26 protein-coding genes, 1 tRNA gene and 1 pseudogene are annotated in these 25469 nt (G+C 70.1%); 12 read left to right on the top strand and 16 right to left on the bottom strand.

All coding sequences use genetic code 11. The features are described 5' to 3' along the window. Nucleotides 1–168: 168 nt before the first annotated feature. The 5 genes from AC4FS1_RS00485 to AC4FS1_RS00465 all read right to left on the bottom strand — a co-directional run bounded on the left by AC4FS1_RS00485 (nucleotide 169) and on the right by AC4FS1_RS00465 (nucleotide 5326). The gene (locus AC4FS1_RS00485; RefSeq protein WP_491151727.1) at nucleotides 169–1791 is read right to left on the bottom strand and encodes a DNA polymerase Y family protein; all 1623 of its coding nucleotides are present in this window, start codon (nucleotides 1789–1791) and stop codon (nucleotides 169–171) included. Continuing rightward, entirely contained in the window at nucleotides 1792–2517 is a 726-nt protein-coding gene (gene imuA' / locus AC4FS1_RS00480) for a DnaE2-dependent mutagenesis accessory factor ImuA' (RefSeq protein ID WP_491151725.1), read from the bottom strand. It abuts the gene before it with no gap. A 161-nt stretch (nucleotides 2518–2678) separates the two neighbouring features. Continuing rightward, the gene (locus AC4FS1_RS00475; RefSeq protein ID WP_491151724.1) at nucleotides 2679–3176 is read right to left on the bottom strand and encodes an HNH endonuclease; all 498 of its coding nucleotides are present in this window, start codon (nucleotides 3174–3176) and stop codon (nucleotides 2679–2681) included. A gap of 326 nt (nucleotides 3177–3502) precedes the next feature. Further along, nucleotides 3503–4393 (bottom strand): M23 family metallopeptidase, encoded by an 891-nt coding sequence (locus AC4FS1_RS00470; protein WP_491151722.1) that lies wholly within the window; start codon nucleotides 4391–4393, stop codon nucleotides 3503–3505. Between the two features lie 231 nt (nucleotides 4394–4624). Further along, nucleotides 4625–5326 carry an iron-dependent transcriptional repressor DtxR gene (locus AC4FS1_RS00465; protein ID WP_491151720.1) on the bottom strand — a complete coding sequence of 234 codons (702 nt, stop codon included), beginning with the start codon at nucleotides 5324–5326 and terminating at the stop codon, nucleotides 4625–4627. A gap of 198 nt (nucleotides 5327–5524) precedes the next feature. Between AC4FS1_RS00465 and serC the strand changes: the two genes are divergently transcribed. After that, nucleotides 5525–6637: a phosphoserine transaminase gene (gene serC / locus AC4FS1_RS00460; protein WP_491151719.1), complete on the top strand. Its 1113-nt coding sequence runs from the start codon at nucleotides 5525–5527 to the stop codon at nucleotides 6635–6637. 77 nt (nucleotides 6638–6714) lie between these two features. Here serC and AC4FS1_RS00455 read toward each other — a convergent pair whose 3' ends face one another. Further along, nucleotides 6715–7389 carry a DUF3027 domain-containing protein gene (locus AC4FS1_RS00455; RefSeq protein WP_491151717.1) on the bottom strand — a complete coding sequence of 225 codons (675 nt, stop codon included), beginning with the start codon at nucleotides 7387–7389 and terminating at the stop codon, nucleotides 6715–6717. Continuing rightward, the gene (locus tag AC4FS1_RS00450; RefSeq protein WP_491151715.1) at nucleotides 7373–7756 is read right to left on the bottom strand and encodes a cold-shock protein; all 384 of its coding nucleotides are present in this window, start codon (nucleotides 7754–7756) and stop codon (nucleotides 7373–7375) included. Before AC4FS1_RS00450 ends, AC4FS1_RS00455 begins: the two co-directional genes overlap by 17 nt. A 113-nt stretch (nucleotides 7757–7869) precedes the next feature. Between AC4FS1_RS00450 and AC4FS1_RS00445 the strand changes: the two genes are divergently transcribed. The 3 genes from AC4FS1_RS00445 to AC4FS1_RS00435 are packed head-to-tail and all read left to right on the top strand — an operon-like array spanning nucleotide 7870 to nucleotide 11555. Next, entirely contained in the window at nucleotides 7870–8136 is a 267-nt protein-coding gene (locus tag AC4FS1_RS00445) for a multidrug ABC transporter ATPase (RefSeq protein ID WP_491151714.1), read from the top strand. A gap of 2 nt (nucleotides 8137–8138) precedes the next feature. After that, complete coding sequence (locus AC4FS1_RS00440) at nucleotides 8139–9866, top strand: helicase-associated domain-containing protein (protein WP_491151712.1); 1728 nt, start codon at nucleotides 8139–8141, stop codon at nucleotides 9864–9866. A gap of 39 nt (nucleotides 9867–9905) precedes the next feature. Then, entirely contained in the window at nucleotides 9906–11555 is a 1650-nt protein-coding gene (locus AC4FS1_RS00435) for a DNA repair helicase XPB (RefSeq protein ID WP_491151710.1), read from the top strand. A 45-nt stretch (nucleotides 11556–11600) separates the two neighbouring features. Here the strand turns inward: AC4FS1_RS00435 and AC4FS1_RS00430 are convergent, their stop codons facing one another. Then, nucleotides 11601–12485: an alpha/beta fold hydrolase gene (locus tag AC4FS1_RS00430; RefSeq protein ID WP_491151708.1), complete on the bottom strand. Its 885-nt coding sequence runs from the start codon at nucleotides 12483–12485 to the stop codon at nucleotides 11601–11603. 75 nt (nucleotides 12486–12560) lie between these two features. Here AC4FS1_RS00430 and AC4FS1_RS00425 point away from each other — a divergent pair, with 75 nt between their 5' ends. From AC4FS1_RS00425 to AC4FS1_RS00410, 4 genes are all read left to right on the top strand, one after another. Next, nucleotides 12561–13103 (top strand): TetR/AcrR family transcriptional regulator, encoded by a 543-nt coding sequence (locus AC4FS1_RS00425; RefSeq protein WP_491151706.1) that lies wholly within the window; start codon nucleotides 12561–12563, stop codon nucleotides 13101–13103. A 58-nt stretch (nucleotides 13104–13161) separates the two neighbouring features. Next, nucleotides 13162–13854 carry a response regulator transcription factor gene (locus AC4FS1_RS00420; protein ID WP_491151705.1) on the top strand — a complete coding sequence of 231 codons (693 nt, stop codon included), beginning with the start codon at nucleotides 13162–13164 and terminating at the stop codon, nucleotides 13852–13854. A 143-nt stretch (nucleotides 13855–13997) separates the two neighbouring features. Then, nucleotides 13998–15614, top strand: a complete 1617-nt coding sequence (locus tag AC4FS1_RS00415; protein ID WP_491155602.1) for a HAMP domain-containing sensor histidine kinase — start codon at nucleotides 13998–14000, stop codon at nucleotides 15612–15614. A 111-nt stretch (nucleotides 15615–15725) separates the two neighbouring features. Beyond that, the gene (locus AC4FS1_RS00410; protein WP_491151704.1) at nucleotides 15726–16013 is read left to right on the top strand and encodes a WXG100 family type VII secretion target; all 288 of its coding nucleotides are present in this window, start codon (nucleotides 15726–15728) and stop codon (nucleotides 16011–16013) included. 79 nt (nucleotides 16014–16092) lie between these two features. Here the strand turns inward: AC4FS1_RS00410 and groL are convergent, their stop codons facing one another. The 5 genes from groL to AC4FS1_RS00385 all read right to left on the bottom strand — a co-directional run bounded on the left by groL (nucleotide 16093) and on the right by AC4FS1_RS00385 (nucleotide 20136). Continuing rightward, complete coding sequence (groL, locus tag AC4FS1_RS00405) at nucleotides 16093–17712, bottom strand: chaperonin GroEL (RefSeq protein WP_491151702.1); 1620 nt, start codon at nucleotides 17710–17712, stop codon at nucleotides 16093–16095. Between the two features lie 227 nt (nucleotides 17713–17939). Next, a complete protein-coding gene (locus AC4FS1_RS00400) occupies nucleotides 17940–18140 on the bottom strand; it encodes a cold-shock protein (RefSeq protein ID WP_491151699.1) in 201 nt (66 codons plus the stop codon). A gap of 127 nt (nucleotides 18141–18267) precedes the next feature. Beyond that, entirely contained in the window at nucleotides 18268–18858 is a 591-nt protein-coding gene (locus AC4FS1_RS00395; RefSeq protein ID WP_491151697.1) for a LytR C-terminal domain-containing protein, read from the bottom strand. A gap of 30 nt (nucleotides 18859–18888) precedes the next feature. After that, nucleotides 18889–19134: a DUF3263 domain-containing protein gene (locus AC4FS1_RS00390; RefSeq protein ID WP_491151695.1), complete on the bottom strand. Its 246-nt coding sequence runs from the start codon at nucleotides 19132–19134 to the stop codon at nucleotides 18889–18891. Nucleotides 19135–19143: 9 nt separating this feature from the next. Next, nucleotides 19144–20136 carry a DUF2332 family protein gene (locus AC4FS1_RS00385; protein ID WP_491151693.1) on the bottom strand — a complete coding sequence of 331 codons (993 nt, stop codon included), beginning with the start codon at nucleotides 20134–20136 and terminating at the stop codon, nucleotides 19144–19146. Between the two features lie 72 nt (nucleotides 20137–20208). Here AC4FS1_RS00385 and msrB point away from each other — a divergent pair, with 72 nt between their 5' ends. Together msrB and AC4FS1_RS00375 are read left to right on the top strand one after the other, a co-directional pair. After that, complete coding sequence (msrB, locus tag AC4FS1_RS00380; RefSeq protein WP_491151692.1) at nucleotides 20209–20616, top strand: peptide-methionine (R)-S-oxide reductase MsrB; 408 nt, start codon at nucleotides 20209–20211, stop codon at nucleotides 20614–20616. A gap of 17 nt (nucleotides 20617–20633) precedes the next feature. Beyond that, nucleotides 20634–21230, top strand: a pseudogene (locus AC4FS1_RS00375) (nitroreductase family protein); the annotation flags it as partial. Between the two features lie 131 nt (nucleotides 21231–21361). On the opposite strand, the gene AC4FS1_RS00370 reads toward AC4FS1_RS00375, so the two are convergent. Both AC4FS1_RS00370 and AC4FS1_RS00365 read right to left on the bottom strand, forming a co-directional pair. Further along, entirely contained in the window at nucleotides 21362–22327 is a 966-nt protein-coding gene (locus tag AC4FS1_RS00370) for a DMT family transporter (protein ID WP_491151690.1), read from the bottom strand. A gap of 118 nt (nucleotides 22328–22445) precedes the next feature. Then, a tRNA-Thr gene (locus tag AC4FS1_RS00365) sits at nucleotides 22446–22518 on the bottom strand. A 173-nt stretch (nucleotides 22519–22691) separates the two neighbouring features. On the opposite strand from AC4FS1_RS00365, the gene AC4FS1_RS00360 reads away from it, so the two are divergent. Beyond that, a complete protein-coding gene (locus AC4FS1_RS00360; RefSeq protein ID WP_491151689.1) occupies nucleotides 22692–23123 on the top strand; it encodes a hypothetical protein in 432 nt (143 codons plus the stop codon). A gap of 10 nt (nucleotides 23124–23133) precedes the next feature. Here AC4FS1_RS00360 and AC4FS1_RS00355 read toward each other — a convergent pair whose 3' ends face one another. Next, nucleotides 23134–24096 carry a DsbA family protein gene (locus tag AC4FS1_RS00355; protein WP_491151687.1) on the bottom strand — a complete coding sequence of 321 codons (963 nt, stop codon included), beginning with the start codon at nucleotides 24094–24096 and terminating at the stop codon, nucleotides 23134–23136. Nucleotides 24097–24314: 218 nt separating this feature from the next. On the opposite strand from AC4FS1_RS00355, the gene AC4FS1_RS00350 reads away from it, so the two are divergent. Then, nucleotides 24315–25418 (top strand): ABC transporter ATP-binding protein, encoded by a 1104-nt coding sequence (locus AC4FS1_RS00350; RefSeq protein ID WP_491151685.1) that lies wholly within the window; start codon nucleotides 24315–24317, stop codon nucleotides 25416–25418. The last annotated feature ends 51 nt before the right edge of the window (nucleotides 25419–25469 follow it).

The following is a 25469-nucleotide window of genomic DNA, read 5'->3' as shown; positions in this document are numbered from 1 at the left end:
AGGGACCGGGTGCGGCCGGAACAGGACCGGATGCGGCCCGTTCCTGCCCGGCTGGGCAGAGGAGATCTGCCGAGCAGAGGAGCGAAGGCGCGTCCTCCGTCCTCGGCTCGGCAGATGTCCTCGCCCGGGCCGGCCACTCGGGACGGGGCTGAGGTGCGAGACGAAGGGTCAGTCATAGCGGCCCTCGGCGGTCCAGACGCCGTTCTCCTCGACGAGCAGCCAGGCGACCCCGTCGTCATCGACCACCTGGAAACGGTGCGCGCGACGCCGGCGCACCGCATCCCACCCCCGTTCGCGAATCGGCCAGGGCCCAGCCCACGACCGGATGCGGCCGCGCCGACCACCGACCGCGAACAGCGCCGGCTGCGCGCTCAGCACCTCGCGCTCCCCCACCACCACGGTTCCGCCGGCGGCATCGGTGACACCCACCGGGCGCGGCTGCGGGTAGACGGTGGTCGGCAGCGGATCGGGCAGGCTTCCCGGCCACGGGCGGGCGCGTTCTTTCGCCACGACCGCTCGATCCCCCCACGGCACGAGCACCTGCCGTTCGGTGAGCCAGCGCCCGCCGCCGACGGCCGGGGTGAGCACCCCGCGATGACCGAGCATCGCCTGCACACGCGAGAGGGCGTGATGCACGCGCTCTTCCGGACCAGCACCGAACAGCCCGATCACGTGATGGGATGCCTCATCCACGGCCTCGGGCGAGATCCTCACGCGAGCGACGCCGCTGCCGAGGACGCTCTGCGCGTCTTCGGCGAGCTGCCACCGCACCCGGTCGACCACAGCGGACGCGTCGAACGACCCCGGATGCAGCCACACCCGCTCGCTGCGCTCTCCCCGGTCGCCGACCAGCTCGACCCGCAACTCCGTGCACACCAGGTGACGCTCCCCGAGGCCCTGCACGAACTCATCGGCGGCGATGCGCATCCCGAAGGCGATCTGCTCGGCCAGTTCCAGGGGCGGTTCGAACGACACCTCGCGGTGCAGCTCGGGCGGCGGGGTGCGGGGTTCGACCGGGCGGGAGTCGCGACCGGCCGCGAGGGCGTGCAGCCGCACGCCCTGCTCCCCGAAGCGGTCGCGCACACGTTCGACCTCCATCGCCGCGAAAGCGCCGAGGGTGTGCACCCCGAGCCGTGCCAGCAGTTCGGGCAGCGCCGTCTCACGGGATGCGGTCGATCCGGCCCCCGCCGACTCCAGCACCCCCACCGACAACGGCGCGAGGAACGGCGCCGCCTCCCCCGAGGGCACGATCCGCACCGGGGCGTCCGCGCGGGTGGCACGTGCGGCGAGCTGGGCCGTGAACAGGCCGTCGGCGACCCCTGCCCGCACCCCCGTCATGCCGTCGGCGACGAGGGCGGCCAGAAGCGTCCGGGCGGCTTCGTCCTCACCGCCGTAGTACCGCGCGGGCCCGCGGGCGCGCAGGGCGCACAGCCCCGGGCGGACGATCTGCACGCCGGGGGCGAGTTCTTCGATGCGCGCGACGATCGGTGCGAAGGCGCGGGCGTCGCGCACGGGATCGGCGGGAACGATCACGAGCCCGGGGCTGACCGCCTGCGCGTCCCGTCGTCGCTGCCCGCGCCGGACGCCGGAGGCACGGGCCGCATCCGAGCACGCCACGACGATGTTGTGCTCGAACACGGCGATGGAGCTCTGCGGGTGCAGCGTGTGCGCGTCCGGGTCGAGCGCAGCCGGGTCGAGGGCACCGGATTCGGCGGCGGCGCCGTCCAGGGAGAGCGCCGTCACCGGCCAGTCGGGAAACCACAGCACGAGGCTGCGTACGGGTGCGAGCATTCAGCCCACCGCCCTCACCTCGGAGAACTCCGGCACCGCCTCCAGGCGGGGGCGGGATGCTTCGGCGGCAGGCCCGAGCAACGACACGGTGCCGTCGGCGGCGGGAAGAAGCATCCGCGCTCGGCGTGCCGACGGCGAGCGCCGGCTGGTCACCGAGACGGTCAGTTCGCGTGCGGCGAGGTATCCGTGCCCGGCGCCCAGGCCCTCCCAGCGCGGATCGGCGACATCGATCGTCGCCTCGGCCTGCGGCCACGCGCCCTGGACGAGCAGCACGGTTCCGCGATCGCGCAAGCGGGCGGACAGCCGCGAGACCTCGCCGTCGGTCACACGCGCGGGCGGGCGCACGGCGACCACGGGCATCACCTCGGCGATCGTCGCGGTGATCGCCAGCCACCGCGGACCCGGTTCGGGGACGAAGACGAGCCGGTCGAGGTCGAGCCCATAGCGCTCGGCGGCTTCGACACCCAGTTCGGGCATGCCCACGGCCGCGCACCACGCGCCGTCTTGCGACGGTCGCGCCATCAGTGCCAGCAGCAGCGCGGTCGAGGGGGCGAGGGTATAGGCCGACCCGGGCCGCAGCCCTCCCCCGGGAAGGAGACCGGCGAACGCGGGATGGGTCGGCATCGCGGGAGCGTCCAGACGGCGGCCTTGCATACGCTCGAGCTGCGCGCGCAGCTCGCGTACGTCGCTCAGCGCTTCCGCCTCGGTCCGCACGATCGCCCTCATTCCCACAGGCTAGAACATTTGTTCTACGGTCTCAATCCCGTGGTTCGAAGATACGAACGCCCTCCGACATTCCGCATCCCCTCACGATGACGGACGGTTTCGTCGCTCTGGGACGCCGCGAAGCGACGAAAACCGTCCGTAACCGTCAGGGGCAGGAGAGGTCAGGCGGCGAGAGCCAGGTAGGGCTCCCAGCGCGGGTCGGCGCGGTCGGTGCCGCGAACCGTCCACTGCGTCCCGTGGGGGGCACCCGGGATCAGCCGCAGACTCCACGACATCTCCTGCGGCGTGCGGTCGCCCTTGAGGTTGTTGCAGCGAAGACAGCACGCGACCAGGTTCTCCCACGAGTCCGCGCCCCCGCGCGAGCGCGGCAAGACGTGGTCGATCGTGGATGCTGTCTTGCCGCAGTAGGCGCAGCGATGCCCGTCGCGGCGCAGCACGCCTCTTCGCGTGACCGGGATGCGGCGCGCACCGGGCACTCGCACGTAGCGGGTGAGGAGGATGACCGCGGGGCGGTCGTAGGCCCCTGCGGCCGCCCACACGGGGTCGCCCTCCACCCGCTCGATCACGGTGGCCTTCTCGTCCATCACGAGCACGAGCGCTCGCTTGAACGACACGACAGCGAGCGGCTCATAGCCCGCGTTGAGCACCAATGTGCGCATTCCGCTTCCTCTCGAATGGCCGGGACGGATTCTCGGATATTCGACATGCGACGGATCAAGGAGCGCAGGTTATGAAAAAGGCGCTGTCTTCACAGACAGCGCCAGAACGCCACGGCCGAGCCGCGGCGTCCGATTCCACGATGCCGAAGGACGAGCAGACCGAGCGCATCCGTGGTGCGAATGCGTGGTGTGATGCCCATCGGCTCCTCCGCTTTCTCTCAGCGTCGCTGACAGGCTAACCCACGCGACACGCCCGGGGATCGCCTCGGGGAACGAAAAGGCGGCGTGTCGGGAACCATTCCCCGGCACGCCGCCTTTGCGAAGTCTCAGCTGGCGTTGGACTGGAGCCAGCCCCACGGGTCCACGACGCCGCCGTTGACGTGCACCTCGAAGTGCAGGTGGCACGCCGTGGAACTGCCCGTCGACCCGACGACGCCGATGAGCTGCCCGGCGGCGACGCTCTCGCCCGCCCGGACGACGCGGCTGCCATAGGTCATGTGGCCGTACAGGGTGCTGACCCGCTGGCCGTTGATGACGTGATCGATCGTGACCGCCACGCCGTATCCGCCGAAGCTCTCCTGCGAGACGCGCACGACACCGCCGGCGGCGGCGAACAGCGGTGTGCCGCATCCGGCGAGCAGGTCGACGCCCTGGTGGTAGCCGGAGTCGCCGAGGCCACGGCCCTGCTTGAAGCCCGACAGCGGCCAGCGGACCTCGCCGGAGCCCGGAGCGGTCATGGTCAGGTCGATCGACGACAGCGATACCGGGGAGGAGGCGGCACGGACGCGAGCACGCTCGGCAGCGGCTTCGGCGGCCTTCTTCTTCTCGATCTCCTCCGCCGTGGTGGCTGCGTAGCTGCTGCGCTGGAGCTGAACCGCGGATGCGTCCGAGGCCACGACGAGCGACTGCGCATCGTCGGCGGCGATCTGTTGCAAGGTCCGCGACTCCTCCTCGGGCTGCCAGGCCGCATAGGCCGGCAGCGCGACGGTGGCGATCAGACCGGCGACCATCGTCAGGACCGCAGCGCTGCGCAGCGGCGCAGCCTTCCCCGAGCGGAGCGGGCGCTGACGGGTGGGTCGTGCGGCGGCACGAGGCGCCTTCGCCTTCGCCGGGGGCCGCACCTTGGCGCGAGTCGAGGTGCGCGCTCGGGCGCGGCGGGTCGTGTCGGTCGTGTTCTGCTCGGGTGCAGATCCGACCGAATCGATATCTTCAGCCAATAGTTCCTCCGGCGCCTCCGCGCCTGTCGGCACTGGCTCGTCGGGACTCAGTTGGGGACGATATGCGGGCTTCACCCTCCGCAGACGACGAGCCGATGAGGCAGCCTGCGCGGGGTCCGACGGTGGGGCTTTTCACCTGGGGACGGGATGAACGCTACCGGAAGGTAACGAATATGTCACGCTGACCACAAATCCCGTGGACAACTGCCAGCGAGACCCGGCTGGGGAGGATCAGTGCTGGTCGTCGACGAGGAAGATGTGCGAGGCCACTTCGATCGGCAGTTCCAGGCCCTCGTCGCTGCCGTCCATCTGCAGCAGGACGTAGCCCTCGTTGAACCGGTAATCGCCGCGAGCGCCGGGGACGACCCCGGCTGCCTTGAGCTGCTGCAGCAGTTCCGGATCGACCTGCGCGGGCTCGGCGAGGCGCCGTACCGTCCCGGCGATCGGCGCGCCGGCCTCGTTGAGTCGACGGACAAGGCCCACGACACCCTGCTCGAAAGTGTTGGCCGGGTGGTCGCCGAGCTGATCGAGTCCCGGGATGGGGTTGCCGTAGGGCGACTCGGTGGGGTGACCGAGGAGTTCGACCAGGCGACGCTCGACCTGCTCGCTCATGACGTGCTCCCACCGGCACGCCTCCTCGTGGACGTACGCCCAGTCCAACCCGATGACGTCGCTGAGGAGGCGCTCGGCCAAACGGTGCTTGCGCATCACATCGACGGCCTTCTGGCGACCGGCGTCGGTGAGTTCGAGTCGCCGGTCTTCGGAGACGACGACGAGTCCGTCACGCTCCATGCGCCCGACGGTCTGCGACACCGTCGGGCCGGAGTGCCCGAGGCGCTCGGAGATGCGCGCACGAAGAGGCACGATGTTCTCCTCTTCCAGCTCGAGGATCGTGCGCAGGTACATCTCCGTGGTGTCGATGAGATCGGTCATATGGCGGGGTTCCTCGGCGCTCAGCGGTGGACTTCCAGCCTATCCAACGCTCCTGAGCCCCGGCCCGGCCATCCCCCCTTCCCCGTGCGGTCACGGACGACTTTCGTCGGAATCCGGCCGCGCAGAACGACGGAAACCGTCCGTGACCGTGCCTGGGGGCGGAGAGGGCGGTGCGCGGGGCCGCCCTAGAATCGAGCCATGCCGCACGTGGATCTGCCTCGCGACCTCCTGCCCGCCGATGGACGCTTCGGATGCGGCCCCTCGAAGATCCGCGGAGCGCAGCTCGAGGCGCTGGTGACGCGCGGCGCGACGCTGCTCGGGACGTCGCACCGTCAGGCGGCCGTGAAGAACCTTGTCGGAAGCGTCCGCGGACGCCTGGGCGAACTGTTCCGCCTTCCCGACGGCTACGAGGTGATCCTCGGCAACGGCGGGTCGACGGCGTTCTGGGATGCTGCGGCGTTCGGCCTCATCGAGCGCCGCGCGCAGAACCTCGTCTTCGGCGAGTTCGGCGGCAAGTTCGCCGCTGCCGCGAAGACGCCGTGGCTGGAAGCTCCCGATGTGCGCAAGGTCGAGCCCGGGACCGCGACCGTCGCCGAGCCCATCGAAGGCGTCGACGTGTACGCGTGGCCGCACAACGAAACGTCCACCGGGGTCGCGACCCCCGTGACGCGTGTCCAGGGCGACCCCGGCGCGCTCACCGTGATCGACGGGACGAGCGCCGCCGGCGGCATCGACCTGGACGTCGCCCAGGCCGACGTCTATTACTTCGCGCCGCAGAAGAACCTCGGGTCCGACGGCGGCCTCTGGTTCGCCGTCGTCTCCCCCGCCGCGATCGAGCGCATCGAGCGGATCGCCGCATCCGACCGGTACATCCCCGAGTTCCTCAGCCTGAAGAACGCGCTGGACAACTCCCGCCTGCAGCAGACGCTCAACACCCCGGCGCTGACCACGCTGCTGCTGCTGGACGACCAGCTGAGCTGGATCCTCGACAACGGCGGGCTGACGTGGGCGAACGCGCGCACGTCGGAGTCTTCCACCACGCTGTACGACTGGGCCGAGGCCTCAGCGGTCGCGACCCCGTTCGTCGCCGACCCGGCCGACCGCTCGCCGGTCGTCGTGACGGTGGACTTCGATGAGCGGGTGGATGCAGCCGCCGTGGCGGCGAGCCTGCGCTCGAACGGCATCGTCGACACCGAGCCGTACCGCAAGCTCGGCCGCAACCAGCTGCGGATCGCGACCTTCGTGTCGATCGAGCCCGACGACGTGCGTCAGCTCATCCGCTGCATCGACTACACGATCGAGCGCCTCTAACCGACCGTCGACTCGCCACAATACGTCCGGTTTCACCCGAAATCCGGACGTTTTTTGGCGAGTCGACTGAGGAGGAGTTAGCGCTCGGACTCGTCGTCGGAGTCGGAGTCGGAGTCGTCGAGGTCTTCGTCGGAGTCGTCGTCGAGGTCCTCGTCGGAGTCGACGTCGACGTCTTCCTCGGAGTCGTCGTCGGAGTCGAGATCGTCGTCGTCGTCGGGGGCGGAAGGATCGAGCTGGTCGATGTCGACACCGTCGAGGTCTCCGGCGTGCAGGATGGGCGACCCGTCCTCGTCGAGTTCGTCGTCGTCATCGTCATCGCCCAGCACGTCGTCGATCTCGTCATCGTCGAGGTCGTCGTCGGACTCGTCCGCGTCGTCCTCGTCGATGTCGGCGTCTTCACCGGCGGCGTCGGCCGCTTCGGCCAGGGCGGTCTGCGCGGCCTGGTACTCGGCGAGACGGACAGCCCACGGCGTCCACTCGGGCGCCAGCAGGGCATCATCCCCGGGAAGCAACTCGACTTCGAGAACCGTCGGCTCGGCGTCTTCGACGCGCGCGACGCTGACGGTCCAGAACCAGCCCGGGTAGCCGGCGAGCCGGTTGGCGAAGCGCAGCGACACCACGCCGTCGCCCTCGTCGATGTACCCGACAGGGTCGCCCACGGAGGCTTCCGAGGTCACCTCGAGGAGCGCGGCGCGGGCGAGGTCGGATGCGGCGAGCAGGCGCTCGTCGATGGAATCAGGCGTCGAGGTCATCAGCGACCTTGCGCAGCACGGCGGCGACCTTCTTGCCGTGCGAGCCGCTGGGGTACCGGCCGCGACGGAGGTCGGTTCCCATGTCGTCGAGCAGCTTGACGAGATCCTCCACGATCACCGCCATGTCGTCGGCGGGCTTGCGGGTGCGCTTGGCCACGCTGGGCGGCGCCTGGAGGACACGCACCGACAGCGCCTGCAGACCGCGCTTGCCCTCGGCGACACCGAACTCCAGCCGCGCGCCTGCCTTGGGGGCAGGGGCGCCGGCGGGCAGGGCAGTCGCGTGCAGGAAGACGTCCTGGCCGTCATCGCTGGTGATGAAGCCGAACCCCTTCTCTTCGTCGTAGAACCTGACCTTGCCGGTGGGCATGGAAACCTCGCTGAAAGCAGAAGTCCGCGCGGACGCGGACGGGGATGGATCGCGACCGATGGATCGCCATCATCAAGACTACGGCACGGGCGCGAACCGCTAGGCTGAAGCGGATGAGCACCCGCACGCCCGGCGAAGACCTTCCGGTCCGCCGCATCGACCGCATCCTGGCGTTCATGTCGCTGGGCCTTCTGGTGTTGTCGATCGTGTGCTTCATCGCCATCATGATCGGCTCGGCCATGGGCTCCGACTTCGCGACGGGTGTGTGGCCGACCGTGGGTGCGACCGTCTATATCGCGCCGGTGCTCGCCTTCGTGTTGCTGATCACGGTGCTCGTGATGAGCTTCGTGCGAAGGGCCCGCGCCAACCGGGATCACTGACCGTGCCGCCCACCTCCGACCAACGCGCGCTGGCCATCGCCCTCGCCCAGTTGGATGATGCGGACTTGGCGGAGCTGCTCGCTGCCCGGGGCGCTCCTCCCACCGCGGCGTGGCGCGACCTGTTCGACGTGGCTGCGGCCCTCCTCGAGCCCACCTCCGTCGCGCGGGCGCTCACGGCTCTGCCGTATCCCTCGGCGTCGGCGCTCGCCCACGCCGCGGCCGACGGCGCCCCCGTGCCCGTCGATGCGCGCCCCGCCCTCGTTGCGGCGGGACTGGTGGATGCTGACGGCCATCCCTTCGCGGCGGTCGGCGTCGCCGTGCGCGACCGCGAAGCTCCCGCCGAACCCCCGCAGGCGGTGGATCGGTCGACATCCCCCGCCGACGATGCCGCCGCGGCGGAACACGCTTTCACCTCCGCCGCCTCCCTCGCCGACGTGCTCCTGCGCGCCCTGACCGAGCCGCTCACCCGCATCGGCAACGGCGCGCTCGGCGCCGGCGACCGCCGGGCCCTGGTCGACGACGGCGCCGCACCGGACGGCGATACGGCCGACCTGCTCGTCGGGCTCGCCGCATCCACCGGCCTGCTCCATGCAGAGGAGCGGGCGTGGCTGGTGACCGCGGCCGGGCGCGCCTGGGTGGCAAGCCCCACCCTGGAGCGCTGGATGAGCGCCGCCGAACGCTTGCGCGACGCCTTTCCCGCCGGCCTGCGGACGCCCGAGGGGGGCTGGGTGCCGGCAGCGGCGTGGATCGACGCCTATCCCTTCGACACCGCGTGGCCGACGCGCGCCGGCCTCTGGCGCGCCCGCGCTGTGGCGTGGGGCCTGCTGACGCCCGGAGGTGGTGAGCCGCCGTGGGCCTCGCCTCTGGCGGCGGGCGGCTCGGCCGACACGGCGGCGCTCGGCGCCTTCCTGCCCCCTGAAGTCGACCGCGTCTACCTCCAGAACGACCTCACCGCCATCGCCCCCGGCCCCCTCGTGCCGCACCTGGACGTGCGGCTGCGCAGCATGGCCGTCCGCGAGTCCCGCGCTCAGGCGTCGACCTATCGGTTCAGCGCCGACAGCCTCGCGGCCGCCATCACCGCCGGAGAAAGCGCCCAGTCGGTGCGCGCCTTCCTCCAGGAACTGTCGCTCACCGGCGTCCCGCAGCCTCTGGAGTACGTCCTCAGCCGCACCGCCGAACGGTACGGGCTCCTCCGGGTGGGCCGCGATCCCGTGAGCGGGCGCACGCGCGTAACCAGCGATGACTCCGCAGCCCTGGAGACCGTGGCCGTCGATCAGGCCCTGCGCGCGCTCGGCCTCGTCCGCGACGGCGGGGCACTGGTCTCCCGCATCGGTGAGGAAACCGTGTACTGGGCCCTCGCCGACGCCCGCTACCCCGTGATCGCGGTGGATGACGCCGGGATGCCGCGGCAACTGGATCGCGCTCGGCTCGCCGCCGAGCGGTCGGTGCCGCCGGCATCCGAACAGTACGCAGCGCTTCTCACACGTGTGCGGGCGGGCAGTGAGTCGGAAGACGCGGACGCCGCGTGGCTGGAACGCGAACTCGACACCGCGGTGCGCGGACGCGCGGTGGTCGATGTCGTCGTGCGGCTCCCCGACGGGTCGACCCGCACGTTCCGCCTCGAGGCGACCGGCCTCGGCGGTGGGCGCCTGCGCGGCCGCGACCGTAACGCCGACGTGGAACGGACGCTGCCGCTGTCGAGCATCGCAAGCGTTCATCCGGTGTCGTGAGGGCCGTGCACCGTCGGCGCGGCGGTAGAATTGCCGGTTATGGTTGACGGCCCCCTGATCGTGCAGAGCGACCGCACGGTGCTCCTCGAAGTCGCGCATCCCGATGCCGAGAGCGCGCGGCATGAACTCGCGATCTTCGCCGAGCTCGAGCGCGCCCCCGAGCACATCCACACCTACCGCATCACGCGGCTCGGGCTGTGGAACGCCCGCGCTGCCGGGCACGGCGCGGAAGACATGCTGGCGACGCTCGAGCGGTGGTCGCGGTTCCCCGTTCCCGCGTCCGTGTCCGTCGATATCCGCGAGACCGTGGGCCGTTACGGGCGCCTTGTCATCGAGCGTGACGACGAGGGGACCCTCGTTCTTCGTTCCACCGATCCCGCCGTGCTCACCGAGGTCGCCCGCAACAAGCGGATCCAGCCGCTGCTGATCGGTCGCCCGTCCCCGGATGCGTACGTGATCGACGCGTGGGCGCGCGGGCACATCAAGCAGGAGCTGCTGAAGATCGGGTGGCCGGCCGAAGACCTCGCCGGGTACACGCCGGGAACGCCGCATCCCATCGACCTCGATGAGGCCAGCTGGCACCTGCGCCCGTACCAGCGGCAGGCCGTCGACGCGTTCTCCGAGGGCGGCTCGGGTGTCGTGGTGCTCCCCTGTGGCGCCGGGAAGACGCTCGTGGGCGCCGGCGCGATGGCCGAGACGAAGACGACGACCCTGATCCTCGTGACCAACACGGTCAGCGCACGGCAGTGGCGCGATGAGCTGCTGCGTCGCACCACGCTCGCAGCCGAGGACATCGGCGAGTACTCCGGGCAGGTCAAGGAGATCAAGCCGATCACGATCGCGACCTACCAGATCCTCACGGCCAAGCGCGGCGGTCAGTATGCGCACTTGGCGCTGCTGGATGCCCTGGACTGGGGTCTCATCGTCTATGACGAGGTGCACCTTCTGCCCGCCCCGGTGTTCAAGCTCACCGCCGACCTGCAGGCCCGCCGGCGCCTCGGCCTCACCGCCACCCTCGTCCGCGAGGACGGGCGCGAGGGCGACGTGTTCAGCCTCATCGGCCCGAAGCGGTTCGATGCGCCGTGGAAGGAGATCGAGGCACAGGGCTTCATCTCCCCGGCCGCCTGCTACGAGGTGCGCATCGACCTGCCCGACGGCGACCGCCTCGAGTACGCGGCCGCGGCGGACGACGAACGGTATCGCCTCGCAGCGACCGCCCCCGCGAAGATCGAGGTGGTCCGAGGACTCGTGCAGCGTCACGCCGGCGAGCGCATCCTGGTGATCGGCCAGTACCTCGACCAGATCGATGTCCTCGCCGAGGCCCTGGATGCTCCGCGGATCACCGGGGCGACCCCGGTGTCGGAGCGCGAGGAGCTGTACCAGGCGTTCCGGGAAGGATCGATCTCGCTGCTCGTGGTGTCGAAGGTCGCGAACTTCTCGGTGGACCTGCCCGAGGCATCCGTCGCCATCCAGGTGTCGGGGTCGTTCGGCTCCCGGCAGGAGGAGGCGCAGCGGCTCGGCCGGCTGCTGCGCCCGAAGGAGTCGGGAAACACGGCGAGCTTCTACACGCTGATCTCCCGCGACACCGTCGATCAGGACTTCGCGCAGAACCGGCAGCGGTTCCTCGCCGAACAGGGATACGCGTACACGATCCTCGACGCCGACGACCTGCTCGCCCCCGCGGCCTGAGCCGCTCGCCGGGCTCGTCGCCGGCTCGTCGCCGGCTGAGGTGCCTCAGGGCGCCGTCAGGCCGGCGAAGCGCTGGATGCGCTCGGCGACGCCGGCGGGCTGTTCGTCCACGACGAAGTGCCCGGCACCGGCGATCCCCTCGATCCGGATGTTGCGCGCGTACCGCTCGAGACCACCGAGCGCATCCCGCGGCAGCACAGGGTCTTCGTCGCCGAGGAGAACCAGCGTGGGCATGGACGGCAGTGTCCGCCGGTAACGGCCGAAGACGATCCGCGCGAACTCGGGCAGCACCAGCTGCCGGTACTTCCGCGATCCCGCTTGCGCGTGGCCCGGGCGCCTCAGGTCGGCGAGGTACTCCTCGACGTCCTCCGGTCGGACTCCCCCGCCGCTGCTCGCGAAGGTGGTGAAGAGCCAGCGCGGGAGGCGCTGCCGGCCCCGGCTGAGCAGGCGGGCGCCGAGGCCCGGCACCGCCAACGCGTACTGGAACCAGAGGTGGCGCGTGACGCCGAGCATCGAGGGCGTCATCCGCAGGTACAGCGGCGGCACCGAGAGCACCACGAGGTGGGAGACCCGCCCGGGGTGATCCACGGCGAGCGCCAGAGCCGCGAGCGCACCGACATCGTGACCGACCACGACCGCGCGCTCGATGCCGAGTGCATCCAGCAGGCCGACGGCGTCCGCGCACAGCGCGCGTCGGTCGTTCCGGCCTGCCGGGGCGCTGGTGCCGCCCGATCCCCGGAGGTCGGGCGCGAACACGTGGCCGACCCGCGCAAGCTCCGGGATCACGCGGGACCACTCGCGGGATGTCTCGGGAAAGCCGTGGAGCAGGAGCACCGGCGTCCCCGCTCCGGCCTCCCGCACGTGCACGTCCAGGTCGGGCAGAGCGATCATGCGCTCCGTCACCACGACCTCACCCCGTTGCGGGTCCATGCCCGCGATGATACTACGTCTGTAGTAGTCCCACATCCCCCTCTTCCGCGGCGCGCGACACCCTAGGGTCGACGTGTGAGTTCGACGCGCGACCGCTCCCTCGACGCCGCCGTGCGCCTCATCGGCGAGCAGGGCATCCGGGCGCTCACGCACGCGCGCGTCGATGAGCGGGCCGGCCTGCCGCGCGGCTCCACGTCGAACTGGTTCCGCACCCGGGCCGCGCTCGTCGCCGGTGTCATCACGTGGATCGCGGAAAACGAGCGCGACGACCTGCCGGCCGCCGCGGAGGGAAACCACCTCGATCTCGTCGCGGCCTTCACCGCGATGGTCGATGCCGAGACCGGTCGGTATGCCGACCGATCGCGTGCGCGGCTCGCGCTGTTCCTCGAGGCCGCTGCCGACCGCGACCTCCTCGCGCCCCTGCTCGCACAGCGCGAGGTCTTCGTCCGCTGGGTGGTCGACCTGCTCGCCGACGCCGGTGCGACAGACCCCGACGGCGCCACGCGTGCGCTCATGGCCGGTCTCGACGGGCTGGTCCTGCACCGGCTCACGGTCGATCCGGATGCCCCGATCGGCCCGACGGTGGCCCGGTTGGTGACCGCGGCCCGATCGGGCTGATCCCGGCGGGTGCGCGCATTTCCAGCCTCCCCAAGGAATCGGATGCCAGTATGGGCCTATGACCGCACCGCGCATCCTCGTCGTGGACGACGAGCCGAACATCCGCGACCTGCTCATCACCAGCCTGCGATTCGCGGGATTCCAGGTCCGGGCCGTCTCCAACGGCGCGCAGACCATCTCTGCCGTGCTGGAGGAAGAACCCGACCTCATCGTTCTCGACGTCATGCTGCCCGACATGAACGGGTTCAGCGTCACCAAGCGCCTCCGCGGGGCCGGCTACACCGCGCCCATCCTGTTCCTGACGGCCAAGGATGAGACGGAGGACAAGATCACCGGTCTCAACGCCGGAGGCGATGACTACGTCACGAAGCCGTTCAGCCTCGACGAGATCGTCGCCCGCATCCAGGCGATCCTGCGCCGCACGATGCAGGCCGACGAGGAGTCGGTGATCCGCGCGGGCGAACTCACGATGGACCAGGACACCCACGACGTGACGGTCGGCGACGTGTCGATCGATCTCAGCCCCACCGAGTTCAAGCTGCTCCGCTACCTCATGCTCAACCCGAACCGGGTGCTGTCGAAGGCGCAGATCCTCGACCACGTGTGGGAGTACGACTTCAACGGCGACGCGGGAATCGTGGAGAGCTACATCTCCTATCTGCGTCGCAAGATCGACCCGCACTCGACCGAGCCGCTCATCCAGACCAAGCGCGGTTTCGGCTACATGCTCAAGGCCGGTAAGACCGCCTGAGCGCCTCGACGAAAGACTCTCTCCTGGCTGAGAAGCACGATGCCGTGACCGGATGGTGGCGTGGGCTCAGCCTGCGCGCCAAGGTCACCGGCGTGACCGTCGGTCTGCTCGCCGTCGGACTGGTCGCCGCCGGGTTCGGCACCATGGCGTTCCTGCGCAACACCCTCGTCGACTCGGTCGACGAGCAACTACGTCTCCTGGCGGCCAGCGACATCGCAGACACCGTCTTCGACGCGCGCAACGACGGCGGGAAGATCACCTTCACCCCCCGCGACGACGTCGCGGCGACGGGCAACATCATCGTCCTGTACCGGGGCGTGGACGGGGCGCTGGAGGCGCTCTACGACGGCACGTCGTCCCACATCATCCCCGACCTGCCGCGGGAGTTCCCGCTGCAGGAAACCTCCATGCACGTGGGGCAGGCGCTGGAGTACCAGGACCCGGAAACCGGCGCATCGTTCCGCGCAAGCGTGGACTTCTTCCAGCCCCCGGGCGCCGGGGAAGCGTTCACGCAGATGGTCGTCGCGCCGCTGGCCCCGACCGAACGCGTCGTCGGGACCTACATCGGCATCTACAGCATCCTGGCCCTGCTCATCCTCATCGCCAGCGCCCTGCTCACGCGGTGGCTCGTCACCCTCACGTTCCGCGGTCTCGGTCAAGTCGAGGCGACGGCCATGTCGATCGCGGGCGGCGATTTCAGCCAGCGCATGTCGGACGTGGTGCCCGGCACCGAGGTCGGCCGGTTGAAGATGGCCATCAACACGATGCTCGACCGTGTGGATGCGGCGATCCGTCAGCGCGATGCCACGGTCGGGCAGATGCGCCGTTTCATCGGCGACGCCAGCCACGAGTTGCGCACGCCACTGGTGACCGTGCGAGGGTACGCCGAGTTGTACCGGATGGGCGCCATCCGTGGCGACGAGGAGATCGCACAGTCCATGGAGCGGATCGAGAAGGAAGCGATCCGCATGGGCGTTCTCGTCGAAGACCTCCTCGCCTTGGCACGCCTCGACGAGCGACGCGACGTTCTGCTCGAACCGGTCGACCTGCGACCGGTCGCCCGGGATGCCGCACTGGATCTTCGGGCGGCGTCCCCGCAGCGCGAAGTCACCGTCGAGGACACGACGCTCCACGACGGGACCGCGGAGACGACGTCGACCACCGCCGACCCTCCGACCGGCCCGACAGACGAGCCGCGCCGGCGCGCGACCGCGGGGTCCTCGGCGATGGCGTTGGCCGGTGCGAGATTCTCCCGCCTCCGTCGGCGTCCTCGCAACGCGGCCGACAGCGGACCGATCGATCCGCTGACGGACGAACCGGCCGACGGGTCATTCCTGCTGCCGGACGAGCCGATCGTGCTGGGCGATGAGAACCGCATCCGGCAGGTGATCGCGAACCTCCTGGGCAACGCCCGCCGCTTCACCGGAGAGGATTCCCCGATCGAGGTGCGCGTCGGGGTTTCTCCGACCGAGAACACCGGGTGGATCGAGGTCGTCGACCACGGCGAGGGCATCCCCGAGCAGATCCGCGAACAGATCTTCCAGCGCTTCTGGCGCGCCGACACGTCTCGAGCGCGGGAGACCGGTGGCTCAGGGCTCGGCCTCTCGATCGTCGCATCGATCGTCGAGGCGCTGCACGGCACGGTGTCGGTGCGAGAGACGCCCGGCGGCGGAGCGACCTTCCGGGTGTCGCTGCCGCTGGCTCCTCGTCCCTTCGCCGACGAGATCGCCGACACCCGGCCGCTCCCCCGGCTCCGCTGACCTTCCTCCCCAGGGGCGCCAGAAGGCGCGCCATCCACCGGGTCGTCAGCGTCTCCTCGGTGCGGGACCGGCGCGCCCTAACGTGGCCGGCACGTACAGAAAGGAGTTCTCATGGCTGTCTTCTCCGTCGACAGCGACGCGGTCTTCACCGCGTCGCACGCCGTCCGCGCGACGGTCGACCGTCTGGAATCGGAGTCCGCCGCGCTGCTGTCCCAGCTCACCCAGCTGCAGGGGTCGTGGACGGGGGCGGCGTCGGCGGCCTTCACCGGCGTCGTGGAGCGGTGGCGGGCGACGCAGCAGCAGGTCGCCGCCTCTCTCGCCGAGATCGACGGCGCCCTCACCGTCGCCGGGCGCCACTACGCCGAGGTCGAGCAGGCCAGCACGAGCCTGTTCCGCTGACCGCCGACCGCTATCCCGAACGCAGAACGGCCCCCTCCGCGTGGAGGGGGCCGTTCTGTGCGTCAGACGCGGGGTGGACTCAGAAGTCCATGCCGCCCGTCGGGTCGGCGGGAGCTGCCGAAGCCTTCTCGGGCTTCTCGGCGACGACCGCCTCGGTGGTGAGGAACAGACCCGCGATGGACGCTGCGTTCTGCAGCGCCGAACGGGTGACCTTCGCCGGGTCGATGATGCCCTGCGCGAAGAGGTCGCCGTACTCGCCGGTCGCGGCGTTGAGGCCCCAACCTGCTTCGAGCTCGGCCACCTTGTTCGCCACGACACCGGGCTCCATGCCGGCGTTGAGGGCGATCTGCTTGAGCGGAGCCTCGATCGCGACGCGGACGATGTTCGCGCCGGTCGCCTCGTCGCCCTCGAGCTGCAGGGTTGCGAACGCGATCTTGCCGGCCTGGATCAGCGCGACGCCACCACCGGGGACGATGCCCTCCTCGACGGCTGCCTTCGCGTTGCGAACGGCGTCCTCGATGCGGTGCTTACGCTCCTTGAGCTCCACCTCGGTGGCCGCACCCGCCTTGATGACGGCAACGCCGCCGGCGAGCTTGGCGAGGCGCTCCTGGAGCTTCTCGCGGTCGTAGTCGCTGTCGGTGTTCTCGATCTCGCGACGGATCTGGGTCACGCGACCCTCGATCTGCGCCGAGTCACCGGCACCCTCGACGATGGTGGTCTCGTCCTTGGTGATGATGACCTTGCGCGCACGGCCGAGCAGGTCGACCGTGGCGTTCTCGAGCTTGAGGCCCACCTCTTCGGTGATGACCTGGCCACCCGTGAGGATCGCGATGTCCTGCAGCTGAGCCTTGCGACGGTCGCCGAAGCCGGGAGCCTTGACGGCAGCCGACTTGAAGATGCCGCGGATCTTGTTGAGCACGAGAGTTGCGAGAGCCTCGCCCTCCACGTCCTCAGCGATGATGAGGAGCTCCTTGCCCTCCTGGATCACCTTGTCGACGATCGGCAGAAGGTCCTTGATGTTCGAGATCTTCTGGTTCGCGATCAGGATGTACGGGTCTTCGAAGACCGCTTCCTGACGCTCCGGGTCGGTCACGAAGTAAGGGTTGATGTAGCCCTTGTCGAAGCGCATACCCTCGGTGAGCTCGAGCTCGGTGCCGAACGTGTTGGACTCCTCAACGGTGACCACACCCTCCTTGCCCACCTTGTCGATGGCCTCGGCGATCAGCGCGCCGATCGCGGGGTCGGCGGCGGAGATCGATGCGGTGGCAGCGATCTGCTCCTTGGACTCGACCTCCTTGGCGCCGGCGAGGAGCTGGTCGGTGATGGCCTTGACGGCCTTCTCGATGCCCTTCTTGAGCGAGATGGGGTCGGCGCCGGCGGCGACGTTGCGCAGGCCCTCGCGAACGAGTGCCTGAGCGAGAACGGTCGCGGTGGTGGTTCCGTCACCGGCGACGTCGTCCGTCTTCTTGGCGACCTCCTTGACCAGCTCGGCGCCGATCTTCTCGTAGGGGTCGTCGAGCTCGATCTCCTTGGCGATAGAAACGCCGTCGTTCGTAATCGTGGGGGCGCCCCACTTCTTCTCGAGCACGACGTTGCGACCGCGGGGGCCGAGCGTCACCTTGACGGCGTCGGCGAGGATGTTCAGGCCGCGCTCGAGGCCGCGTCGGGCCTCTTCGTCGAAAGCGATGATCTTTGCCATATGTATGTCGTCCCTCCAGGACGGAGCTATCAGTCTGTTAGCACTCCACAAACACGAGTGCTAACTCATTCTGGCACTCGCCCCATGCGAGTGCAAGCTGCGCCACCGGGATACGACGCCCGTGTCGGCGATGCCGAAAAGGCGGCACCCCGGAAAGACCTCGGGCTTCCCTGCCCTGATGAGGTCTTCACGCGGTGCCGCCTCGGAGGCGATGCCGGGATGCTGCGTCAGATAACGCGGACCGATTCGGCCTGCGGACCCTTCTGCCCCGCCCCGACGGTGAACTCGACGGCCTGCCCTTCCTCGAGCACCCGGAAACCGGTCATGTCGATGTTCGAGTAATGGACGAAAACGTCCTCTCCGTCGCCGGAGGTGATGAAGCCGAAACCCTTCTCGGCGTTGAACCATTTGACAGTGCCCTGGGCCATGCTGTTCTCCTGATGCTGTGGGACGACGTCATCGTATCCACGGCATATGGGGCGCAAACCCCCGCTCGGGCAAGTGTTGACACGGCCGCATCGAACTGTTTACCCGCCCGAAACACCCGGTCGCCGACTACGGTTCCGTGCCCTCCGAGGGCGCCTGGATGCGGTCGAGCCCGAGCACCACGGTGAGCTGCCGGCCCGCCTCATCCGCCTCGGTCTCCGGGTCATCCGGTGGGAGATATTGGTCGCTGAGCGCGATCTCCGCACCGCCGATGACCTCGGCCAGCCCCAGAGCGGCGGCTTCGGCGTCTTCGGTCGCGTAGTAGACGGTCGTCGCGGGGAAGTCGCTCGAGCCGGCAGCTCCGGCCGAGACGATGTCGGCCGACCAGCCGGCGGCAACCACGGTGTCCCGCACCTGCGCCGCCAACCCCTCCTGCGGGGTCGCATTGAGGACGAGCACCGGCACGGACGTGTCGACCACCGGCTCCACGATGGGAAGCGGAGTGGTGGTGGGCAACGGCTCCGTCGAGAAGGAGATGCGCCCGGTCACCAGGAGCGAGCCGAAGATCCCGGCGATGAGGAGAACGATCGTGGCGACAACCGCCCACAGGAACACGATGCCACCGCGCATCCGTGGGTTCTCCGCGCGGTGTGCGCCGACGCGTCCCGTCTCAGGCGCGAGCTCGTCGAAGCGGTCGCGCGGGTAGGTCGTTCGGGCCACCCGTCGATGCTATCGGCAGGCGGTCGAAGATCACTGAGCGCCGGTGCGGGCCGCCCGGATCGTGGCTCGCTGATCGCGGAGACGGCGCAGCCTGCGCACCAGGAGCGGGTCATGCTCGAGAGCCTCTGCCGTGTCGATCAGGCGACCGAGCAGCTGGTAGTAGCGCGCCGGCGGCATCGCGAACTCCGCCCGGATGGCTTCCTCTTTTGCCCCGCCGTGCCGCCGCCACTCCGCCTCGAAGGCGAGGAGGGCGCGATCGCGGTCGGTGAGGGGCACTCCTCCACGCTAAGCCTGTTGGCGGCGTTCGCCCGGGAGCCACTCCACGGACGCGCCGAGCGGGTCAACGGCGGCGAGGATGTTCCCGTCCAACGCCAGGGCGAATCCCCCGGGCCAGGGATCAGGGACCGCGGTCCAGCCATCGTGCAGGGCCGGATCGTCGATCGTGATCCACCGCCCCGCGGCCCGCGCCGCGTCGATGAGCGGCCGCCGACCCACCCGCGGAACGTGGGCGAGCACGCCGGGCGTCGTAATCACGAGAGTCGCCCCCCGCGGCGCCCGTGCGGCCGTCTCCGCGAGAACCTCCCTCGCGTCGCCGGGCACCAGGAGTGGCGGGTCGGCCGCGGCCACATCGAGTGCGCGCTCGATGCGTTCGCGGCGACCGGTTTCGCCAGGCCAGACAAGTCCGGTCAGCCACGCTCTGTCGGCCTTGTCGCGCGCGTTCCGCGGCGCCAGGTCGATGCCGGCACGCCACACGATGTCCGGCATCCGCAAGACCGGCGCGCCGACGAGCCTGCAGTGCAGCACCACGGCGCTCGGGCCACCGGGCGGGTCGAGCGCGCGCAGCCCCCCGCCGCCGGTGGCATACCGGTAGGAGTACCTGTCGGGGTACAGGCAGAGGCCGGCACTGGCACCGACCTCCAGGAGCGCGATCGGTCCGGGCACGAGGCTGAGCGCGGGGAGGAGCGCCGCGCAGCGCAGCGGCTCGTTGGTCTGGATGCTGCGCGTCGCGCTCTCGGCCACCACCCGGTCGGCGTGCGCCTGGACCCACCTCGCCCACTCGCCATATCCGCTCTCCGAAGCCCCCAGCATCCGGGTCACGGCGAACACCAGGGGCGGCTGGCGGTGCGTCTCGGGGATGCGGGCGAGGATCGCGGCCGTCTCGTGATCGCCCGCCACTCCGGCGGCCCACTCGGCGTACAGGTCGGACCGGCCCGGCGCCTCGTCCCGTGCGAAGCGCTCGTAACGGGCGATCACGGGGGCGACAGCATCCGGGTCCATCCCGGCATTATCGCCGGGAGCGCCTGCTGCCCTGGTGTTCGGGTTGAATGGACGGTGGAGAGGAAGACCCCCATGAGCTATTCCGTTGAGAAGACCGAGGACCAGTGGCGCGCCGAGCTCGGCGAGGAGCAGTACGCCGTGCTGCGGCAGGCCGCCACCGAGCGCGCCTGGACCGGTGAGCTCCTCGACGAGGAACGCGCGGGACTGTACTCGTGTGCCGGCTGCGGCGCCGAGCTGTTCCAGAGCGGAACGAAGTTCGACTCGCACTGCGGATGGCCGAGCTTCTACGAGTCGGTCCGCCCGGAGGCCGTCGAGCTGATCGAAGACCGCGCCCACGGCATGGTGCGCACCGAGGTGCGCTGTGCCGCGTGCGGATCGCACCTGGGGCACGTGTTCCCGGACGGGTTCGGCACGCCCACCGGCGACCGGTACTGCATGAACTCCCTGGCGCTGAACTTCGCCCCCGAGCCGGAGGCGTGAGCATCCCTCCGCAGCCTCTGCACGCCGCTGATGCGCCGCGCGGAGGCTCCGGGCGGGCGGGATCGGCGCTCGAGGCCGTCCGCGCACGCCGATCGTGGTCGCGCGTGACCGAGGAGGCACCCTCGTCGGCTGAGCTGGAGACGCTCGTGGCCGCGGCCGGTCGCGTCGCCGACCATTCGTCGCTTCGCCCGTGGCGTCTCATCGAGCTCCGCGGAACCGACCGGGAGCGACTGGGCCGCGCCATCAACAAGGCGCTCGGCGAGAAGGGGTCCTCGGCCAAGCCGCTGCGCGCTCCGCTCCTGATCGCGATCGTGGCCAGCTACCGCGAGAGCGAGAAAGTTCCGCGCTGGGAGCAGGAGGCGGTCGCTTCCGGGGTCGCGCACATGTTGAGCCTGCTGCTGGATGAGGCCGGATGGGGCGTCATCTGGCGAACCGGCCACTACACGCGCAGCAAGGCCGTCGCCAAGGCGCATGGCCTCGGCAAGAACGAGGAGCTCCTCGGCTGGCTGTATGTCGGCGGCAAGCCGGCTGCCACCCGGCTCGGACCGCGCAAAGGCGTGAACGCGAGCGAGATGCTCACGCGCATGCCCGAAGAGTCGCGCCGCGAGACGAAGAAGCGCGAGAAGAGCGCGACTCCGCCGACGGCGCGTGACACCTCCGGTGAGCCGCCGATGGCGCGCGACGCCTCCGGTGAGCCGCCGATGGGGCGCGACGCCTCCCACGGGGCGGCCGATCCCACACTGCTCTAGCGGCCGGGCCGCCGCCGTCGCCATCCCACCACGATGGCGACACCGACCAGGGCCACCGCCACCGCGGTGAGCGCAATGGGCAGGGGCGGCCCGGAGGGCGCCGGCCAGAACGCGTCGAGCACCACCGACATCGCCAGCAGCCCCACCACCGACCCCAGCCCCAGCAGCAGCACACCGGTGGTGCGCACGATGGCCGCCGACAGGAAGATGTACACGGCGCCCACGGCTCCCCCGAGGTACAGCCACGGGTCGACCACGAGCGTCTGCGGTGCGCCCGCGACCGAGATGTGCACGGCGGCGGCGATCGCGAGTGCGATGGTGCCACCGGCGAAGTTCACCAGGGTCGCGGTGAGCGCGTTCCCGGTGCGCTGACCGAGGCGCCCGTTGGTGCCCTGCTGCCAGGCGATTCCTGCGCCGGCGAGGAACGGGAGCATCAGCATCCATGGCGCCGGCGCTCCCGTGACCCCTGCCACGCACACGATCACTCCCGCCACGGCGAGTGCGCCGCCGACCACGCGCGGCACGGTGACGGCCACCACACCCCCGGGCCCGTATCCCAGGCGGTCGAGGATCAGCCCGTGGATCGTCTGCCCGGCGACCACACCCACTGTGAACAGCGCGACCCCGATGGTTCCGACGGTGAGTCCCTGCGTCGCGACCGTGAGGGCTCCGGCGAGACCGCCCAGCAGCATCCACACCGGCACGTCTCCCCCGCGGATGCCCCGCACCAGCCGGCCGAAGCCCGTGCGGGCCGAGGGGAGAAGGACGGTGATCGCGAGGACGATGAGCAGGCCAGAGCCGAACGAGATGACCGCGGCGGTGTAGCCGTCGTCGATGGCGTCGCCGAGAGACCCGTTGATGCGAGCCTGGAGCGCCGTCAGCACTCCGACAGCCACCGCGGATGCGACCGCCAGCCCCAACGGGATGCGTCGCGCCGCACCCGGGGCTTCGCGCGAGGTCACTCGCATGATGCTACGGCCCACCCGCGAGAAACGACGATCCGGACGAGAAACGGCGCGATGCGTCCCGTCTCATCCGGATCGTCGTTTCTCGCGGACGACGGGAGGCGGGAGCGCGGAGAGCCGACTGCGGGACTCGAACCCGCAACCCCCTAATTACAAGTTAGGTGCGCTACCAATTGCGCCAAGCCGGCGAGCCGCGGAGGTACGCGGATCTCGACAACCGAGTCTAGAGCGTCCGCCGCCCGGCCCCTCGCTAGCGCACCGCCTCCCCCACGGCAAGGCGGTTCTCGCCGCCGTGTGCCGTCGGCTTTGGTAGCGGGAGGCGCCGCACAGCCGGGTCGGTGCCACACGAGAAGGAGGAGCCATGGACACGAGTGCCCTCATCTGGATCATCGTCGCCATTGTCGTCGTCGTGGTGATCGTGGTCATCGTTCTGACCGTCACGGCGAAAGGACGTCGGGAGCGCCGCCAGCACGCGCAGCACGAGAAGGCCGAGAAGCTGCGCGCCCAGGCTCGAGAGGCCGACCTCGGCGCGCGGGAGCATGAGGCGGAGCTCGCGCAGGCGCGGGCCGACACCGCCGCCGCTACCGCCGAGTCGGAGCGGGCCAAAGCCCGCGCCGCCCAGGCCGACATCGAGGCGCAGCGACGCGCCGGCGACATCGACCAACATGCGGCGGATGCCGCGAAGCGGCGTGAGGAGCAGGCCGAGACGCTCCGGAAGGCCGACAAGGTCGACCCCTTCGTCGGAAACGGCGACGAGGGCGACCGAGGCAGGACGGGCGGCCCGGCTCGCTGATCCGGCGGGACTAAGGCGCCGGGGTGGGCGTGACGGATGCCGACGGGGTCGGCGACGGCGTGCGGTAGTACGAGTCGCTGGCGGCCGTGAGCACGAACTGCGCGAATTCCTTCGGGTCATCCATCGCCCCGACATACTGCGTGCCGTTGACGAGGATCATGAGCGTCGAGCTCAGCGCGGCACCATCGGTGTCGGGAATGCTCTCCAGTGCACGATCGGTCGCGGCGCGTGCCCACGTCGAGAACGAGCCGTCTTCGATGCAGTTGCGAACGATCTTCGGCGAGGCCGCACCGGAGGCCTGCGCCAGCTCGGCGAGTTGTTCGTCGTTCAAGCCGTCCGAATCGATCTCCGGCTGCTGGCGCAGCAGCTCGTCGTTGAAGGCGAAGAAGGTGTCGGGCGAATACGTCGCGACGCACGCGGCCGCCCCCGCCGCACGCAGCGAGTACTTGGTGCCGTTCGACTTCGACGTCAGCATGGCCACGGGGTAGTAGCTGAGGGTCGCGGCGTCCTGGCTCACCCACTTCTTCAGCTGGTCAGCATTGGCGAGCTGGAACTCGCGCGCCTCGGGAGCGAGGTAATCCACGTAGACGCGGATGTCCACGGCGGGAGTTTCGCTGGCCGTCGGGGTCGGCGTGGGCGCTGCCTCCGTGGGTGCTGCCTCTGCGGGCGCGGGCGTCGCCGCCTCGTCGACACCGCCTGCCACCGGATCAGCGGCCCCGGTCACGGTGGTCACCGCGAAGCCGTCGTTCTGCGCGTTGGCGGGCTGAATGACGGGACGCGGGCCCATCTCCGCGAACGCCCAGATGATGGCGGCGGTGGCCACGCCCGCGACGGCGAGACCGGCCGCGCTGAGCAGGATGCCACGCAGCAGCCGCAAGCGCGACTGCTTGGCGTGCACCTGCTGGGCCTTTTCGCGGACGGCCTCTCGGCGGTCGCGCGTGGCAGGCACCTGCGGTGTCTGGTCGTTCGACATGAAACCTTCTGGAACGGATAAGCGGGCCGGGGATCCGGCGGGCCGCACGGGTAACGCGGCCGGAATCGATGCTAACGAGGCAGCCTGGGAAAAACCCAGACGCAGGACGCCCGACACCTATACTGAAAGTTGCGCCCGATGGCGGGCGTGCGGGTTAGCCCCCGCTCATCCATCACTACGGATCGTCCGGCACGTACCTGCCGGTGAAGGAGAAGAAAATGGCGTCCGTCACGTTTGACAACGCAACCCGCCTGTACCCCGGGGGCACTCGCCCCGCCGTGGACAAGCTCAACCTCGAAGTCGCCGACGGCGAGTTCCTGGTTCTCGTCGGCCCCTCCGGCTGCGGTAAGTCCACGTCCCTGCGCATGCTGGCCGGCCTCGAAGAGGTCAACTCCGGCCGCATCCTGATCGGCGACCGCGACGTCACGGACGTCCCGCCGAAGGACCGCGACATCGCGATGGTCTTCCAGAACTACGCGCTGTACCCCCACATGACCGTCGCCGAGAACATGGGCTTCGCCCTGAAGATCGCCGGCATCGGCAAGGAAGAGCGTGCCGCGCGCGTGCTCGAGGCCGCCAAGCTCCTCGACCTCGAGGAGTACCTCACGCGCAAGCCGAAGGCCCTCTCGGGTGGTCAGCGTCAGCGTGTCGCGATGGGTCGCGCGATCGTCCGCCAGCCGCAGGTGTTCCTCATGGACGAGCCGCTGTCGAACCTCGACGCGAAGCTCCGCGTGCAGACGCGCACGCAGATCGCGTCGCTGCAGCGCCGCCTCGGGGTCACGACCGTCTACGTCACGCACGACCAGACCGAGGCCCTCACCATGGGCGACCGCATCGCGGTCCTCAAGGACGGCATCCTGCAGCAGGTCGGAACGCCCCGCGACCTGTACGAGAAGCCGAACAACGTGTTCGTCGCCGGCTTTATCGGTTCGCCCGCCATGAACCTCTTCTCGGCCGATCTCGCCGAGGGTGGCGTGCGGTTCGGTGACGAGGTCGTGCCGCTGGACCGCGACACCGTCGGCCGTGCCAACGGCAGCCAGGTCACCGTGGGCGTGCGCCCCGAGGACATCGTCGTCGGTCCCTCCGACGGCCGCGGTCTCTCGGTGGTCGTCGACCTCGTCGAGGAACTCGGCGCGGACGGCTACCTCTACGGCCACACCGAGATCAACGGCAAGCGCACCGACCTCGTCGCACGTGTCGACGGCCGGAGCCACCCGAACGCGGGCGAGACGGTCACCCTGGCCGCCAGCGCCGGCCACGTGCACGCGTTCGACATCGAGTCCGGTGAGCGTCTCAACGACAAGCCGGTCGTCTCCGCCTGACCCATCTCTCACCGCCGCGGCGCGGGTAGCCTTGAGGCTGCCCGCGCCGCG

Source organism: Microbacterium sp. Z12_35 (assembly GCF_058310475.1).
This window is presented reverse-complemented; position numbering and strand designations above follow the sequence as displayed.

Bases quoted from the DNA above. Each gene is read 5' to 3' on its own strand.
- serC (WP_491151719.1), top strand. From the start codon at position 5,525: ATGCCGCACGTGGATCTGCCTCGCGACCTCCTGCCCGCCGATGGACGC.
- AC4FS1_RS00420 (WP_491151705.1), top strand. From the start codon at position 13,162: ATGACCGCACCGCGCATCCTCGTCGTGGACGACGAGCCGAACATCCGC.
- AC4FS1_RS00450 (WP_491151715.1), bottom strand. From the start codon at position 7,756: ATGCCCACCGGCAAGGTCAGGTTCTACGACGAAGAGAAGGGGTTCGGC.
- AC4FS1_RS00415 (WP_491155602.1), top strand. From the start codon at position 13,998: ATGGCGTTCCTGCGCAACACCCTCGTCGACTCGGTCGACGAGCAACTA.
- groL (WP_491151702.1), bottom strand. From the start codon at position 17,712: ATGGCAAAGATCATCGCTTTCGACGAAGAGGCCCGACGCGGCCTCGAG.
- msrB (WP_491151692.1), top strand. From the start codon at position 20,209: ATGAGCTATTCCGTTGAGAAGACCGAGGACCAGTGGCGCGCCGAGCTC.
- imuA' (WP_491151725.1), bottom strand. From the start codon at position 2,517: ATGAGGGCGATCGTGCGGACCGAGGCGGAAGCGCTGAGCGACGTACGC.
- AC4FS1_RS00355 (WP_491151687.1), bottom strand. From the start codon at position 24,096: ATGTCGAACGACCAGACACCGCAGGTGCCTGCCACGCGCGACCGCCGA.
- AC4FS1_RS00445 (WP_491151714.1), top strand. From the start codon at position 7,870: ATGAGCACCCGCACGCCCGGCGAAGACCTTCCGGTCCGCCGCATCGAC.
- AC4FS1_RS00430 (WP_491151708.1), bottom strand. From the start codon at position 12,485: ATGGACCCGCAACGGGGTGAGGTCGTGGTGACGGAGCGCATGATCGCT.
- AC4FS1_RS00385 (WP_491151693.1), bottom strand. From the start codon at position 20,136: ATGGACCCGGATGCTGTCGCCCCCGTGATCGCCCGTTACGAGCGCTTC.
- AC4FS1_RS00475 (WP_491151724.1), bottom strand. From the start codon at position 3,176: ATGCGCACATTGGTGCTCAACGCGGGCTATGAGCCGCTCGCTGTCGTG.
- AC4FS1_RS00350 (WP_491151685.1), top strand. From the start codon at position 24,315: ATGGCGTCCGTCACGTTTGACAACGCAACCCGCCTGTACCCCGGGGGC.
- AC4FS1_RS00455 (WP_491151717.1), bottom strand. From the start codon at position 7,389: ATGACCTCGACGCCTGATTCCATCGACGAGCGCCTGCTCGCCGCATCC.
- AC4FS1_RS00435 (WP_491151710.1), top strand. From the start codon at position 9,906: ATGGTTGACGGCCCCCTGATCGTGCAGAGCGACCGCACGGTGCTCCTC.
- AC4FS1_RS00410 (WP_491151704.1), top strand. From the start codon at position 15,726: ATGGCTGTCTTCTCCGTCGACAGCGACGCGGTCTTCACCGCGTCGCAC.
- AC4FS1_RS00465 (WP_491151720.1), bottom strand. From the start codon at position 5,326: ATGACCGATCTCATCGACACCACGGAGATGTACCTGCGCACGATCCTC.
- AC4FS1_RS00360 (WP_491151689.1), top strand. From the start codon at position 22,692: ATGGACACGAGTGCCCTCATCTGGATCATCGTCGCCATTGTCGTCGTC.
- AC4FS1_RS00485 (WP_491151727.1), bottom strand. From the start codon at position 1,791: ATGCTCGCACCCGTACGCAGCCTCGTGCTGTGGTTTCCCGACTGGCCG.
- AC4FS1_RS00400 (WP_491151699.1), bottom strand. From the start codon at position 18,140: ATGGCCCAGGGCACTGTCAAATGGTTCAACGCCGAGAAGGGTTTCGGC.